Below are 15,273 nucleotides of genomic sequence, written 5' to 3' on the forward strand. Positions count from 1 at the left end.
ATCCTTCTGAAACAAGAATCCCTGGAGATGATGCCGACGGTTCTTCAATATGGCAGCGAAAATACTCCCGCTCTATTACGTCGTTCAACTGCTGCGGGAGACGTGGACAGAAGCGCCAATTACGGAATATGGCTTTGAAGTTGCTGTTTTGATTGGCATTGCGATTGTATCTGTTGTGCTTGCTACGTTGCGGTTTCTCTTTTAATGTAATGTGCTACGCTCAGCACTCGACACATGTGGAGTGTCTAGATGTTTTAATCACAGGATTTAAAAGTAAAGTGAATCGAAAATAAAAGTGTTCGTTATACGATGTTGAATCCAAAAAAGCAGGCCAGACTGTATTTCAGTTTTGGACTGCTTTTTTTGATGCTCGGCGATACCGTCATGCAGTATATTCAACACTTAGCGTTTTCTGTCGCAGATGTTTCGTACATAATGTTCAATCCGATTCTCAATCATTTCATTGTCGTAAATCCCAGGGTATAGAATCGCTTGGAGTGTCAGTCCGTCAATAAAAGCGAATAAGTTTTTTGCTTCCGAATCAACATGGATACCATCATTCATCAAACCGTTATTTTGCAGAATCGTAATCACAAGAATCATAAATTCCAAAGTTTTCTGGTGAAGATTCAGGCTGATCTGCCCCAATTCCGGCTCTTTTAAAGCTATTAGCGAGAGGCTTAGCCAGCTCTCGATCTCCACTCTTTGATCTTGGTCGCTTGAAGGTATGAACGGTTTCAACATGCTAACGACCCCTTCCAAAGCAGGGTCCCCATCTTGAACAGAACCCACGATCCGTTCCAAGGCCCGTTGTTCGATCACTTCCATAGAGAATATAAAAAGATCGCGTTGGGTAGGGAAATAATATTGGATGGAGCCCAAAGAGAACCCTGCTTCTTCGGCAACTTTTCGTAACGTTGTATTTTCTATGCCATAATGTTTGATGGTTCGGAAGGCTGCTTCTGCAATGAGTACTTTCCGTTCGTCGTGATTAACCATTTTAGGCATATGTGAGCCTCCTTGTTATTTTAAGTCAATTGTATTATTATGATTTTATTAAGTCAAATGTATTAAAAAAGGAGATGTGTTTATGGAACTCCATTTATTCGCATTATGGGGAATTTTTTTAGGACTCGCTTTAATAGATACATTAGCTCCGGGAATCCTGGGGGCAACCGCTTATTTAATGCTAATGAAATCAGAAAAGAAGATCAACCGGCTTTCCATTTTTTTGCTTATTACACAGGGAAGCTATTTTTTATTAGGCATTATCTTCATGCTTGGAATCGAATCGGTCATTGATGTTTTCAATCAGCTAAAGGAGAGCCTATTCGTAGGAACGGTTCTGCTGGTCATCGGTTTGGTGTTCATCTATTTGAGTTTTGCCTGGCCGAAACTGACGAAAAACAAAGGCAGCAACATGTACGCACGCATCTTCCAAAAAATCGGCAGTGAATGGAGCGTGAAAGCTATTATCATTGCAGCGATTGTTGTTTTCTTTCTAGAGGTTACGCAGGCGCTCCCTTATTGGGGGATGTTGGGATTAATGACATATAACAAATTATCGCTGTCCGTTTGGCTCCCGACACTGGCTGTGTACAACATGCTGATGGTGCTGCCATCGCTCCTTCTACTGTTCTGGTATAAGCTCTACCCCGAAAAAACAGAGAAAAAGCTGCAAAAATTCAAGAATCGCCTTATGAATTCGAATGCGTTTCTATGGGTTCTTGGAGGCGCTGGGGGGATCTTTTTTCATTTGGGTCTAAGGTCCATTTTAGAGAATTTGGCTCAATAGCCTATACCGGATTCGTTGCTGATATCGGAAGTCTGCATTTATGCAAATTTGAAATCTAAATGATAGCTTATACGATTTGATCACTAACACCTATATATAAAAAGCCACCCCCAAAGTCTACGACAAACATAGTCTCTTTGAGGGCAGCCCCGTTTAGCCTATATACAACTCCAATGGCCTCGCTCTAAAACTTACTTAGCACTCGGCAGCAATTTATTCAACAAGATCGCTGCAAGCGAAGCAGCGTGACACGGATTATTTTTGTCCCTAAAAGCATGCTTTTTTACACATTCGTTTACAAAAAAACTGACCTCCTACATAGGGAGATCAGAGCTTTTAAATATTCCTTATTTTTTCGATTGTGATTTTCAAAGGGTTAGAAGGCACTTTGAGCGTGAATAATCTCCTTCCAAATGGATTTCTATGCAGAAGTCTTCCTCGTAAATCATCGTTGCTCCCTGTTTTGCAACCATTTAACTGTCCCAATGAAGCCTACCAGTCCTATTAAAAATACCAGAAAATAACTAATACCCGCCAAGGGAAATGATGCGACTCCGCTTTCCTGTAGATGCAACGCAGGTACAGACCAAGGCAGATAAGTGCCAATGGCAGTAGATCCGAATACCAATGCCAGCATCAAAGTTGTAAACGCAAAGCCGATCGGCACCAGATAACCGCGCGATATGCAGGCCAACAGTGCAAGAGGTGCGCTTATTAATAGGTGGAGAGCGCCAATTGTAAGTATTAGGAACAAATAATGTTGTACACTCGCAAACGAGAATCCAGGCAGTCCAGAAACAAAACCCAGTATTACGGCGTAAGCAAAGCTGATCAACATCATCACAAAACACCAGAATACAATTGCGACATATTTAGCAATCGCTATGTTGCCGCGCGATATTGGCAAAATGAGCAAATCCTTGAGTGTCCGATCGGAATACTCACGGCCAAATGTCCAGCTTGTTATCAATCCAAATCCCATCAGCCCAAACACGGATGCATACAAAAACGCAATCTTTTCAAAATAGGAAGGCCAATCGGGCTGTCCCAGGAACAACGTGGTGACGAACAAGATAAACAGAAGCGTGCCCCATAAAACAAAGGATCGACGCAATTTGTAAATCTCAACGCTGCAGGCTGTCAACAATCGTCTCATTCGGTTTTTCCTCCTCAACCCCGATTACTTTGAGAAAATAACGCTCCAAATTCTCTTCTTCAACTTTCAGCATGGTGAGCGGCACTTCATGATGAGCAAGCAATCTTGCAATATCTTCGGGATGCTTCACGGCATGATCATCCGGTAGCACAAAGCAGTTATTCGAAGTCGAATGTACCGCATACCCGGAGTCTGAAAGAATAGCTTGAGCTTTCCGAGCATCCTTCGTTCCGATCATCAACTGCTTACGGCGAATTGTTTCAAAGTCTTTTGTTGTCAGTTCTTCCAGCAACACGCCTTTGTGAATAATGCCGATTCGAGAAGCCAATTTGGACATTTCCTCGAGGATATGGCTCGATATAAACACGGTAACCCCATGTTGGGATGCCAGAGTTTTCAGCATTTCCCTTATCTCGACAATTCCGGCGGGATCAAGTGCATTGGTTGGCTCATCGAGAATCAGAACGTCCGGCTTATGAATTAACGCTTTGGCCAAACCAAGTTTCTGCGCGTTGCCCAGTGACAAATCCTTGGCCTTGCTTTCCGCATATTCAGCCAATTTCAATTGCTTCATTATATCGTCAACTGCCCTTGGAACCGGTAATCCTCGCAACCTGGCTATCAAATTCAAGTTTTCCTTAACTGTAAAATGAGGATAGGCGTAAGGTACTTCCACCATATAACCTACCCGTCTCGACAAATCGGAATTCCCGTGGGTCCATTGCTGACCGAACAAATACACTTCTCCGGAAGAAGGCTTGCTCATGCCAAGAAGGGCTCGGATGGTTGTCGTTTTCCCTGCACCGTTCAACCCCAAGAATCCATAGATTTCTCCTTTCTTAACGGAAATCGAAACGCGATCTACAATGACTTTATTCCCGTATTGCTTTGTCAGGTTAACAGTTCGAATAATATCTTCCATAGTAACAGTCCTTCCCGTAGCCTCAATTAAACGCGTTCAATAAGAAAAACGTCTATCGACGTACATTCTAAGAAGACAGACCGCATTTAGCGGAAGTTTTTTTTGCGAGATCAGGATGTTTAGCCTCGGAAGTTTATACTCTCTGATCTCTTAAAAGAGCCGGCGGCTACCTGAGATGTTGAAAAGATGCCTGCCGGCCTTGTCCAAATCAGTTTCCGCGATAAATAGAATTCATGTAATGCGAGATCGATGAGGTATCCTCAATGGAGGTGCGCAGCGCGATGTAACCGTCGGGACGAATCAATACGAGTTCTTCGCTTGCCACATCGTAAATTCGATAGGCATTCCCTGCTGTGTCGATTATGCCTTCCCCTCCCTCCACATGCGATGGCAGGATGCAATGCACATGGAGTTCGTCGTTGGCGAAATTCTTCAGGGAAGGATCAGTACATTTTGCAAAGACCAAAAGCGTCCAGTGCGGGCCGCGCAACAGGTCAAAGACACTTTCGGCAAACCCTGTGCCTTGAAGACCCGTGGCATTAGGAGCACGATCTCCGGGCAATGGAGGGCTGACGTACGTTCGAGCTGTAGGTCGAGTCAGAGAGCTTGATCGGTAGGAAATGAGAAGTCCGCTCGTCAGATCGTCGGATATGCTGCTCATGGATTGGGACAACGATCCGCTCTCCGTCACCGTCTCTGTGACCGCTCTTATCTTCTTGGAACTGTCCTGAAGGACTGCTTGAGCGATCGGACGGCGTTCCTCGTCATACGTATCGAGCAAGGCTGCGTCCGCTGCTTCCTGCAATACCGCAGCGAGCTTCCATCCGAGGTTGTAGGCGTCTTGCATCCCCGTGTTCATGCCCTGGCCACCTGCCGGGGAATGAACGTGTGCCGCGTCGCCGGCGAGGAAGACGCGGCCGTTGCGATAATGGTCGACCACGCGGACGTTGACCCGGTAGATGGACAGCCAGGAAGCATCTGTGAGCCGAACACGTCCGGCACCGGCTCGACGGTCAAACATGGCTTGATACGCCTCTAGCGAAGGCTGCTCTGGTTCTTTGATGTCTGCCGGTATGGTAGCTTGCAGCTGCCAAATGTCGGTTTTCGGCAGCGGCGTCACCCCGATCATCCCCTCCGGAGAAGTCCAGATATGGATACGGTCACGCTCCAGCCCTTCCAGTCGTACATCGCCAAGATACCACCGCTCATTATCGTAGGTTTGCCCAACAAGCGACAAATGAATGAACTTGCGGATATTGCTTTTGCCTCCGTCAGCGCCGACTACATATCGAGCGCGGATTTGCCTTGTTCCTTGTGGCGTACTTATGGTTACCGTAACGCCATCAGAATCCTGAACGAGCCCTACAGCTTCCACGCCCAACTCAACTTGACCGCCAAGTTCTGCATATCGATCACGCAATGCTTTTTCCACATCAAATTGAGCAATCCAGACCGGATCACGGAAGGGTGTCTCAAGTTCGGCGCTGGCTGGTACGGTTATACATGGCTTGTCAACGCTCCCGCCATTTGCGGTATAATAACGAACAGGCAAATTCACGATTCCTGTGTCAATAATATAGGGAACAGCCCCCAAATCATCGGCGAGTTCAAGAGATCGGGGCTGGATCCCTTTGGCGCGAGAAGCTACGCTATAGAAGGTGCTTCGTTCAATAATACGATGGCCAATGTTTCGACGGGCAAGGTCGCAGGCAAGTGTAAGCCCTGTGGGCCCGGCCCCGACAATGAGAACATCAACAAAAGACAGCATGGTGTTCATGGATAGAAACCTCCTTGTTCATTGATTTGATTCGCCATGTTCGTTATACTACACCGTGCAGTGTAATTTGTAAAGCGGAACTCTACTCGATTTCTGATTGTATAGCCATAAGGGGGAAACGCAAGAATGGATAGTATGGAAAACAAGACAATTCGCAAAGGCTCTGCAGACAAACGAGCTAAAATTATTGCGGCAGCACGAGACCTGTTCCTGTCGGAGGGATTTGATCGTTCCAGCGTCGATGCGGTCGCCGCCAAAGCGGGAGTTTCCAAACGGACAGTTTATGATTATTATGGCGACAAACAGAACTTACTGCTTGCCGTTGTGGAAGAAACCAGTTCAGCAGTTCTGGACATGATTGAGCAAGGGATTTCAGACCATCTCTTGGAGTTTGAGGATCTAGAGCAGACGCTCATCTTATTTTGCGAACAAATCGTAGCTTCTGCGAACGGTTCGTCCGATTACAAGGCTTTGATCCGTCTGGTTATGATGGAAGCCGCCAATCTGCCAGATTCGTTTTTTGAAAAGCTGGATAACGCGACGGAAGAGGGAATTATCAGGAGGTTTACAGAGTTTGGACAAACCGGATTGCTCAATGTGCCCGATCCTCAAATGGCTGCAAAGCACTTCGCTGCATTAACGTTTTTATTGGTATTTAATCAACCGAAAACCGGGACATTGGAGGAGGAACAAACCAAACGTATTATCACTGAAGGGGTGCGCGTCTTTCTTTGCGCTTATGCACCGCGCACCGTTCAAAACTGAAAATCAAACATCGTACTGATCGTCGATTTTGCTTCACGCAAAAAAAAGACTGGTGGGGTCGCCAATTTGATGGAAATAATACGCTAAGCCAACAATCTCCTGTCGTGTCGCCAAAGTGCGTTTGTTCGATGAATATGGGGATCAGGAATTGACAGGAACAGTCTCGGTGATTCACACTTTTACAGACGTGGAATCAAGCTGACAACCGGAATAGGTGAACATAGGAAATGAAGATGATAAAATTAAGGATTCCCTTGTTCGTATTTGCACTAGGAATTTCTATGGTTTTATCTAATTTGGTTAGTGGTGCTGAAAATATAGCTTATTTAGTTATTCTTATATCGTTGTTGGTTGTATTTGAAAAAACAAAAATAAGTGAAAAAAAAGTTAATATTCTATATGGTGTGTTAATAGCGATTGCTGGTTTAGCCATTGAATTTTTAACCGAGCCTGGAGACTACCTACAATTTTTCAGTTGAAATAATGCGCAAGATGACAACATATTAGGGGGTTTAGAACGAAAGACCCACTGGAGGTTAATACTGTCGGTGGGTTTTCATTATACATTGATGAAAGGTAAAGGAGTCCATATAGATGGATAAAATTATGACGGTTAGTCTCGCATTTGATCATAAGGAAGAGGGAACGATCATAGTAGGTACAAATCCTGAAAAGAGAACTCATTTTGCAAGAGGGGCGTTAACGCCGTTATCGGAACCAGTTTCTTTTTCTGTTCAGTAGCTGGAGATTATACAAAGTGCTAGTTTAGGTAGGTTATTCGATCGTATATCTGTCTTGGGAATCAATGAATAACGCCGAAAGCCCCAAATCCCGCTAAATAACGGTTGAGATATATAAAATCAGGGTATTGGGAGATGAATGGATACCATCATCAGGAGGCGATGAAGTGAAGAAGAGGACCTACAAGTTGAAACATATGGCCGGAGCATTTCTTGCTGGTGCCATGCTGTTTTCTGGATTTTCGCTGGCGGCTGCCAATCCCGAAGGAGCCGTAGATGCGATTAAACACACGATGTCTAAAATAAGCTACTACGTCAATGGCAAGGACCAATCTACACCAGCTGGTCAATTCATGAACCAAGGGACGGCAGCCCCGGATTCCATTATTCACAACGGCACGACCTATGTGCCTGTTCGCATGGTATCTGATTTGGTAGGCCAACCGGTGTATTGGGAGCAAGCTTCCAGAACGATCTCTTTGGGACTTCCCGTGGTCAAGCTGTACAATGCGGCGGGCGAGTCTGTTGGTTCCGCTACCTTAGAGCAGATCAATGATGGGGTGAAGGTAAAGATTACCGCATCCGGCCTCACTCCAGGCAAGCATGGATTCCATGTGCATGAGAATGCAATTCAGGGAACGGATTTAAAATCTGCCGGTGGGCATTTTAATCCGACCGACAAGCATCATGGCCTTGAGCATCCGCAAGGAAGCCATGTCGGCGACATGCCGAACCTGGTCGTAGGCGCAGACGGCACCGTGGAAGCGAAGATGATCATTCAGCATGGAACGCTTGAAAAGAACCAGCCGAACTCGGTGCTGGGGCGCTCGCTGATCATTCATGCCGGCGAAGATGACAATGTTACCGACCCAGCGGGCAATTCCGGCGACCGTGTGGCGGGCGGAAATATCCCGGAGTAATCTGCCAAGTTGCAGCACATGCGGTTTGTAACATTTGAAATTCAGTGAAAAACGCATCTCACATGGAGGTGCGTTTTTTTGTTATGGTAGTGCATAGGCGTCCGATAGAAAGACCTGGCGGAGCATTTTATGTAAGGTGTAAGCTGGAGGATAAGTCATTACGTTAGACTGTTATACTATGGAGGGATCATTGAAGTTCCGGTTTGGGCTAGAACAGGGCTGCTGTACAATATAACCATGGGATTGTTAGATGGACTTTATGAATGATGTGCTTAGGTTGATTCTCATTAGATTCGTAAATATCCTAATGAAAAAGCCGGTGTAAAGGATGTTATATGCATGGTTAATATTATTACCGTTGTATTTGGTGTAATTGGGGCTTTTACTGTTTTTAATTTACTATTTGCTTGTTTATATTTGTTTAGTAAAACGCTTGGGAATAGATTTTACCGATGGATTGTCCATGATTTAGAGTTTTTGATGGTTTTGTCCTTTCCGTTATTCGGACCGACTCAAGCTATAGCAAGCCAAGTTTATGAGCGTTTTAACTGGTTCGCAGCTAGAATTGTGCTGATCTTCTATTTAATTTTATTATTGATACTAGCTATTATTTTCTTTATGTTGTTTGGTCATTTTGCGGATATGACTTTAAATGATTCTAGTGAACCAAGGTCCATTCTGTTTTTGAAACGGCTTGACCGATTTTCCAGTTGACATCGTATGTGATCTATCATAATATAACTCTTGTTGCAATGGATTGCATAATTAAATAAACCAAACTCTATCCTATGGATGGAGTGGCGGAATTTTGTCAAAGAAATATTCTTTGGTTTCATTCGCCCCTTGTCATTTCACTGACAAGGGGCTTTATTATGTTATTTACCAGAAAGGAAAGAGGCTTACAATGAATATGAGGTTTCTGAAATATGCTTTACTTGTTTTTTTAGGTGCATGTAGTTATGGATCACTTTCTACAATCATCAAGCTTGGAATGAATGACGGATTTAAAATGCAGCAGTTGGTAGGATCACAGTACTTTTTTGGATGGTGCATGCTGCTCCTGCTAGTATTATTATTTTCCCGGAAAAAGCTGGGGTCGCTCTCGCTATTAGGCGCTGGAATCACCATCAGTTTAACGGGTATATTCTACGGATATGCCGTGGAGGAATTACCTGCTTCGATTGCGATCGTACTCTTATTTCAATTTACTTGGATTGGGGTAATTCTGGAGGCAGTCGTCGATAGAAAGTTCCCTAGTCGTGAGAAATGCATTTCGATGATCATCCTTCTTATAGGTACGATTTTAGCAGGGGGGATTCTTGAACCAAGCGTTGGTGGGATAACGGCAAAAGGTGTTATTTTCGGCTTAATGTCAGCTGTGTCGTTTGCCTTATATATATTTGTAAGCGGGAGAGTGGCTACACAGGTTCCTGCCGTGAATAAAAGCTTATATATGACCACTAGTGCCATGATCATTATTTTGATTGTTTTTTCGCCTTCCTTCATTTATGATGGTGCGATTGCAGAAGGACTTTGGAAGTTTGGTCTTCCTTTAGGGCTGCTAGGGATTGTTATTCCGGTCCTTTTCTTTTCCATCGGTGTTCCGAAGCTGGGCTCAGGTTTGGGGGCCATACTGGGTGCGGCAGAGTTACCGGCCGCTGTAGTGGCTTCGGTGTTAGTTCTGCATGAAGAGGTATCGGTGCTTCGATGGGTTGGGATAATCGTTGTTCTGCTTGGAATTGCCACTCCACAACTTTTGCCGGTATGGATACGAAAAAAATCCCCGAAACCCTTACTTCATCAGGTAGAAGAACTATAAACTGCAAAAAGTTCATATATAAAAGACTGCCCTCAATGCCTACGCTGAACGTAGTTTCTTTGGGGGCAGTCCCGTTTAGCATGTGTATGATTCCGATGGCTCTACAACTTACTTCGCACTCGGCAACAATTTATTCAACAAGATCGCTGCAAGTGAAGCAGCCAGAATTGGCGAGCCCAGCAAATACTGCACGAACGTAGGCAACGTGTACAAGAAATCTTTCGGAATGAGCACTAAGGCTAGTGTCAATATCATCGGGATGGCGATAGTGTACATTTCTTTTTCACCGATTTTTACGTTCTTCATGACCTGGATCCCGTTAATCGAGATGATGCCGCAGACGATGGCGAATACGCCGCCGATGACGGCGGTTGGGATCGAGGAGATCAGTGCGGCTAATTTGCCGGAGCAGCCGAAGAGGACAAACCATCCACCTACCGCAAGGAAGACTCGACGACTGGCCACACCCGTGATGGAGATAATCCCTGCATTCGTGGAATAGCCGGTAACCGGCGTAGAGCCGAGTCCTGAAGCGATTAGGCAGCTAATCCCTTCACCAATAACGCCACGATTAATGTTCTTATCCGTTAACGGTTTATCAATGACGTTGCTGATGGCAAACCATGTACCCGTCGTTTCCGCCAGCAGTACGAGATAAATAATGATCATGGTGATGATCGCCGAGAAGTCGAACGAAAAGCCAAAATCCTTAAACGGAATCTGCGGCATGCTGAACCACTTGGCGTTCGCGACAGCGCTGAAATCCAAGACACCCATAAGGTTGGCCGAGATACATCCGATTATCAATGCGATCATGACGGACGTAACTCGGAATATCGCGCCTCTTGTTCTGAACAAAGAACCCAGGATTACGAAGAGGATGAGTGCACCAGCTGAGATCAGGGCCAGCAGCACGTTCTGATTGATGGTAGCATCCGTGGCGCCATAGATATTGTCTCGGATGGCAACAGGCAATAACGACAGACCGACAATGAAGATGATCGTGCCCCCGACAATGGGCGGGATGAAGGATGTAACGATTTTATTAAAAATTCCCGTATACCCCAAAATCATCACGAGGATCGCGCCAATTAAGCTCGCGCCCAGCACGGAACTCCAACCCATCTCCCCGCCGCCGCTGGCGGCATAAATGGCGACAATCGCACCGAGTGGAACATAGGAAGGACCTTGCGCCATCGGCAGCTTCATACAGAAATACGTTTGCACGATTGTGGCAAGCCCGGCAGCAATAAACGTGGATTGAATTAATGCGCTGGACTGATTGGGCGCCAAGCCAATTAGCATGGCAATCAGGAAAGGGACGACATAGACGTCCATCGCGACGACATGCTGTAAACCGAGAATGGCGGATTTCCCGAATGAAATTTTGCCGTCGGGCGGAACCGTTAAATGCTGTGATTTTGTTTGCGTGTCATTTTGCTCTTCTGCTTGTGTTTTCACTCCGCTGGACACCTCGAATGTTAGGATGAATTGCTTTAAGTACGTGTTCAAAAAGTCGGATTTTCAGCACCGAAGCTTATGCTTCCGATGTGCGTTTTTTCAAAACGCTTCAGTTGAATGAAGCTAGGGGCTGAGGAGCGGAGCTACACGTTTTCGCAGAAAACGCCTTCGAAAGCATCTGCTGTTTTGGGTACGTGAGCACAGGAAGACCCGGGCTGAATTCAAGATTCGATGCCGAGTTACTTCTTGACTCCCTTCGTGATCAAAAGACGACTTTTTGAACAACCTCTATCTTTCTTAACGCGTATGAACTTTTTCCCCTTGCACCCACACCTCGCGGATATGCTCAGGCCGTGCCAAATACATGATTTTCTGGAAAATATCTTGTATGTCTTCAAACTCATCAAAAATTGGCAGCTTTGCAGATGGAAGTCTCGTATCGATCACCTGCACATCCCACACGTAGTTTTCTTGAATGCGACCGATCGGCAAGCTCAGACTATTACCGCCCCCGGCCGTAGCCAGATAGAATGCCTCATGGACCGTAATCCGCGACTCGGGCACGCCGCGAGCTTCCGCAGGAAGAGAGGTGTTCACGCCATCTTCCAGCATTCTGGAAGACATCACGGCTTGTCTTATATTATCGAAGAGACTGGGGGAGAAGCCGCCGGATAGATCCGAGCCTAGGCCGATCTCGACATTTTTGGCATGGAAGCGGGCGACCGGGATGACGCTGTTGGCGAAATACGCGTTGGATATCGGGCAATGGGCGATCGCGGTGCCAGTGTCAGCGAACAATTCTGCATCTTGATCATCGAGAAAATTACAATGAGCCATGACCGATTTATCGCGCAGTAGGCCAAAATCATGCAAGGCAAACGCATCGTTTTTCTGGAATCGATCTTTCACATACCCGTGCGCCCAATCGCTTTCGCTGCAATGGGATTGTACATACGTATCGTATTTAGCTGCCAGCTCGCCTAGCCCCTTCAGCCCCTCATCAGTACAGCTTGGAATGAAGCGTGGAGTGACGACGGGATACACGCCTTGTTTCGTGGTCTTGGCGAGTTCCTGTACAGCGATAATAAATTCTTCGGTATCCGCCAGTGCCGTGGATGTGTCCGTATCGCGGTAGTAATCCGGATTCTGCTCGGGATCGTCCATGACGACCTTTCCGACAAGCCCGCGCTGGCCTTTGCTCGCACAGATTTGGGCTAACAACAAGCTGGCTTCTTTATGCACCGTGGCAAAATAAAGGGCCGTCGTTGTTCCGTTGGCCAGCAGGGTGCTTACCACATCGTCGTAAACTCTTTGCGCAAACTCCAGATCGGAGAATTTCGATTCCAGCGGGAAGGTATAGGTATTCAGCCAATCATAGAGCGGAATGTCCAATGCGGTTCCGGATTGAGCCCATTGCGGGGCATGAACATGCAAGTCGACAAAACCAGGCAAGAAATACTGTCCTTCCTCTAATCGATGAAAGCTGTCGCTGCCTTGATACGTATCGAGCAGGGATTGATAGTCGGCTTCTTCCGGTGCCACGATTCGCTCAATTATGCCGTCCGTGTTGATGCAATAAAGATAGTCTCTCAATACTTGAATTTCTTTGGGCGATTTGCTTGAAAAAGAAGTCCCTTGAAATAATAACATATATTTACTCATATTTACCGCCTTAATGTTCGTTTTTTGGAGCGCTTTTGTCATTATAGTCCGTTAAAAAAGATAAGTCCATAGTTTAAAGGCGAATAGATGCGAGCCTAAGTCAATATCGAAAAATTCATCATGATGACAGGTCAGGAACCACACGATTGCGGTCATTCGGAATTGTCTTGGGGATATCGGGGCTGATTCTTCATGAAAGATACTATCCGCAGTCTTTTTGTATAAACAAGAGGATATCAGCTGGCCCTCACAGAATAACTCGAAGCTGCCATTATTTTTGAGATTTGAAGGGGAATTGTAATGAAGACTTCTCCACATGGCTATTCCGCTTATTCTGGTATGCAGTGGATTACCCGCAGGGCCTGTTTGACATTGATACGAACTATAGCGATGCACAATCCATTGATGCAGATATATGGTCATATTCATGCATCTGTACTCTTTCCGCTTCGAAGATGCTCTGGCCATATTGTAAATGTGCCTACTTTACAACGGGTCCAGAAAAAAGACAATGACAAAGGAGGCAGCATAAGCTGCCTCCTTCACCGATGCAATTCAGGATATTACCAGCCCCCACCCTCACCATGGCTATTTGCTTTAATTATGTGGGGAGGAAAAGTGGGCTTTAATTGCTCCTCTTTGGCAGTAATAGTGAAATTGTTAATAAATACGAATGCACATATGAAGCTAAGAATGCAAGCAATTTTCGTCCACTTTTTTCTCATTACGATTATGAACCTCCTTCATTAATTGGGAGTATCTTAGTAGATCTAACGGGTCGATCTCATGCCGAATATATTCGATTGTCGAACAGCACTTTACTATATTAGCTGTATTATTAATTTTATACGAGACATTTAAACTATCCAATATAAATCTTGTGCCCTTATGGATATTTCCTTGATTTATATAATATTCACCAATTTCGGCGAGAAAGTTGGCAAACCGATCATTTATTATTTGTTGGTTATAGTCTCCTACCACGCATCCTTGTTCATAATACTCTCTTATAACACTCTCATATTGTTCTAGATACTTATCAATATTCCAATGATATACAATAGCTGCGTGTACAATTCTAAAGAGTGCTCTTAATATTTCATTTTCAAGAGAAGAAATATACTCAATATACTCGTCGATTACTTGAAAGTTGCCATTCATTAATTGATAAAGATAGCGATTTCCTTTGGCCCAATTGGTAAATTTTTTCTTGATACCCTCAGAAACTGCATCTGATTCCACAATCCATGATTGATTTTCATAACAGGAAACATAAAATAAAGCTTCATTATAATTAGATTTTTCTGCTGCAATTGAGCCTAGTATCAAATCAGAGTAAAGGATATAACCGAATAAAGGTTTTTTAGGAGTTACATTTTTCTTCTTACTTTTAGATATTTTATGATTATGTACGGTATAAAGAAATCTCGAAATTCTTCCCATTTCCCGTGCATAGTGTTTAGCTTTATCCCACTTTTGGAGGGAAAGTAGAGTGTTGGTTAGGGCTTCTAGAGCCTCCAACTGTACGGCTTCCGGAAGCCTTTGAACATAGGCCTCAAACTGGATGATGCAGTTTAAGTTATTTTCTTGATCGGAGTTTAACGAGCAGGTAAAGATACGATATTGGCACCAACCTAATCGCTCAGAATGCCGATATTTTTCACCCTCTGCTACTTTCTTGTAGATGATCAGTGCCGCTGCTAGGTTACCTTTATGGTATAACACTTCTGCACTGTCGAATAGTTGGGGAGCATAAGCCTGGACATCCACCATCATATCTACAGTGTGAGAAATACACTCGAGTTTACCGAGTTCAGCACATCTCATAATAAAAGGACCAAGTCGCCTCCAGTTCAGGGATGACTCATTAGCGTAGGCAGTATAAAAGTAACCTTCTTCAAGATTCATCGCTTTCGTTATTAAATCAAGGCCAGAAACGGATAGCTGTTGCTGACCGTTAATGAAACGGCTGAGCGTTCCGGAATTGATTCCTGCACGGTTCGCAAAAGAAGAGATACTTAAGTTTTCTTTTTCTATGTATTTAACGAGTTCAGTGCTGATTGAGATGTCTGTAGGAACCAATGGTATCACCCTCCAGATCCATATCCATATTCAGGAAAATGAATTATAGTATTAACTTAATGCATAAATACACCATTGGTCAATAATTTCGTCAGGATTCTTCCTTTTTTCCAAAATTGGTTTATAGAGGGGATTTTAATAAATTTCATTTACGAGGACATACCGCAAAGAAGG

General features: G+C 44.7%; 15 protein-coding genes. 8 read left to right on the forward strand and 7 right to left on the reverse strand.

The genetic code is table 11. From position 1 onward, the window contains the following. The first annotated feature begins 49 nt into the window (after positions 1–49). The gene (locus tag CRG97_RS05540; protein WP_237566303.1) at positions 50–205 is read left to right on the forward strand and encodes a hypothetical protein; all 156 of its coding nucleotides are present in this window, start codon (positions 50–52) and stop codon (positions 203–205) included. A gap of 197 nt (positions 206–402) precedes the next feature. Here CRG97_RS05540 and CRG97_RS05545 read toward each other — a convergent pair whose 3' ends face one another. Further along, the gene (locus tag CRG97_RS05545) at positions 403–1,008 is read right to left on the reverse strand and encodes a TetR/AcrR family transcriptional regulator (RefSeq protein ID WP_098742125.1); all 606 of its coding nucleotides are present in this window, start codon (positions 1,006–1,008) and stop codon (positions 403–405) included. 82 nt (positions 1,009–1,090) lie between these two features. Between CRG97_RS05545 and CRG97_RS05550 the strand changes: the two genes are divergently transcribed. After that, entirely contained in the window at positions 1,091–1,795 is a 705-nt protein-coding gene (locus CRG97_RS05550; protein WP_098742126.1) for a GAP family protein, read from the forward strand. 445 nt (positions 1,796–2,240) lie between these two features. On the opposite strand, the gene CRG97_RS05555 is transcribed toward CRG97_RS05550, so the two are convergent. The 3 genes from CRG97_RS05555 to CRG97_RS05565 all read right to left on the reverse strand — a co-directional run bounded on the left by CRG97_RS05555 (position 2,241) and on the right by CRG97_RS05565 (position 5,650). Then, on the reverse strand, positions 2,241–2,951 hold the full coding sequence (locus tag CRG97_RS05555; protein ID WP_098742127.1) for an ABC transporter permease: 711 nt from the start codon (positions 2,949–2,951) through the stop codon (positions 2,241–2,243). Further along, a complete protein-coding gene (locus tag CRG97_RS05560) occupies positions 2,920–3,873 on the reverse strand; it encodes an ABC transporter ATP-binding protein (RefSeq protein ID WP_098742128.1) in 954 nt (317 codons plus the stop codon). Before CRG97_RS05560 ends, CRG97_RS05555 begins: the two co-directional genes overlap by 32 nt. A 208-nt stretch (positions 3,874–4,081) precedes the next feature. After that, entirely contained in the window at positions 4,082–5,650 is a 1,569-nt protein-coding gene (locus CRG97_RS05565) for an FAD-dependent monooxygenase (RefSeq protein ID WP_098742129.1), read from the reverse strand. A gap of 126 nt (positions 5,651–5,776) precedes the next feature. Here CRG97_RS05565 and CRG97_RS05570 point away from each other — a divergent pair, with 126 nt between their 5' ends. The 6 genes from CRG97_RS05570 to CRG97_RS05590 all read left to right on the forward strand — a co-directional run bounded on the left by CRG97_RS05570 (position 5,777) and on the right by CRG97_RS05590 (position 9,894). Next, positions 5,777–6,415: a TetR/AcrR family transcriptional regulator gene (locus tag CRG97_RS05570; protein ID WP_098742130.1), complete on the forward strand. Its 639-nt coding sequence runs from the start codon at positions 5,777–5,779 to the stop codon at positions 6,413–6,415. Between the two features lie 227 nt (positions 6,416–6,642). Beyond that, positions 6,643–6,894, forward strand: coding sequence for a hypothetical protein (locus CRG97_RS05575; RefSeq protein WP_098742131.1), 252 nt, complete (start codon positions 6,643–6,645; stop codon positions 6,892–6,894). 115 nt (positions 6,895–7,009) lie between these two features. Next, positions 7,010–7,156: a hypothetical protein gene (locus CRG97_RS33195; protein WP_202618872.1), complete on the forward strand. Its 147-nt coding sequence runs from the start codon at positions 7,010–7,012 to the stop codon at positions 7,154–7,156. Between the two features lie 166 nt (positions 7,157–7,322). Next, positions 7,323–8,075, forward strand: a complete 753-nt coding sequence (locus tag CRG97_RS05580) for a superoxide dismutase family protein (protein ID WP_098742132.1) — start codon at positions 7,323–7,325, stop codon at positions 8,073–8,075. A gap of 339 nt (positions 8,076–8,414) precedes the next feature. Beyond that, the gene (locus CRG97_RS05585; protein ID WP_202618873.1) at positions 8,415–8,789 is read left to right on the forward strand and encodes a hypothetical protein; all 375 of its coding nucleotides are present in this window, start codon (positions 8,415–8,417) and stop codon (positions 8,787–8,789) included. Positions 8,790–8,985: 196 nt separating this feature from the next. Beyond that, positions 8,986–9,894: an EamA family transporter gene (locus CRG97_RS05590; RefSeq protein WP_098742217.1), complete on the forward strand. Its 909-nt coding sequence runs from the start codon at positions 8,986–8,988 to the stop codon at positions 9,892–9,894. Positions 9,895–10,002: 108 nt separating this feature from the next. Here CRG97_RS05590 and CRG97_RS05595 read toward each other — a convergent pair whose 3' ends face one another. The 3 genes from CRG97_RS05595 to CRG97_RS05605 all read right to left on the reverse strand — a co-directional run bounded on the left by CRG97_RS05595 (position 10,003) and on the right by CRG97_RS05605 (position 15,108). Continuing rightward, the gene (locus CRG97_RS05595; protein ID WP_098742133.1) at positions 10,003–11,355 is read right to left on the reverse strand and encodes a uracil-xanthine permease family protein; all 1,353 of its coding nucleotides are present in this window, start codon (positions 11,353–11,355) and stop codon (positions 10,003–10,005) included. A gap of 297 nt (positions 11,356–11,652) precedes the next feature. Then, a complete protein-coding gene (guaD, locus tag CRG97_RS05600) occupies positions 11,653–13,017 on the reverse strand; it encodes a guanine deaminase (RefSeq protein ID WP_098742134.1) in 1,365 nt (454 codons plus the stop codon). A gap of 687 nt (positions 13,018–13,704) precedes the next feature. Next, the gene (locus CRG97_RS05605) at positions 13,705–15,108 is read right to left on the reverse strand and encodes a helix-turn-helix domain-containing protein (RefSeq protein WP_237566304.1); all 1,404 of its coding nucleotides are present in this window, start codon (positions 15,106–15,108) and stop codon (positions 13,705–13,707) included. Positions 15,109–15,273: the final 165 nt, after the last annotated feature.

Origin of the sequence: Paenibacillus sp. EZ-K15, from assembly GCF_002573715.1 — a bacterium.
Taxonomy (GTDB): Bacteria; Bacillota; Bacilli; order Paenibacillales; family Paenibacillaceae; genus Paenibacillus_AQ.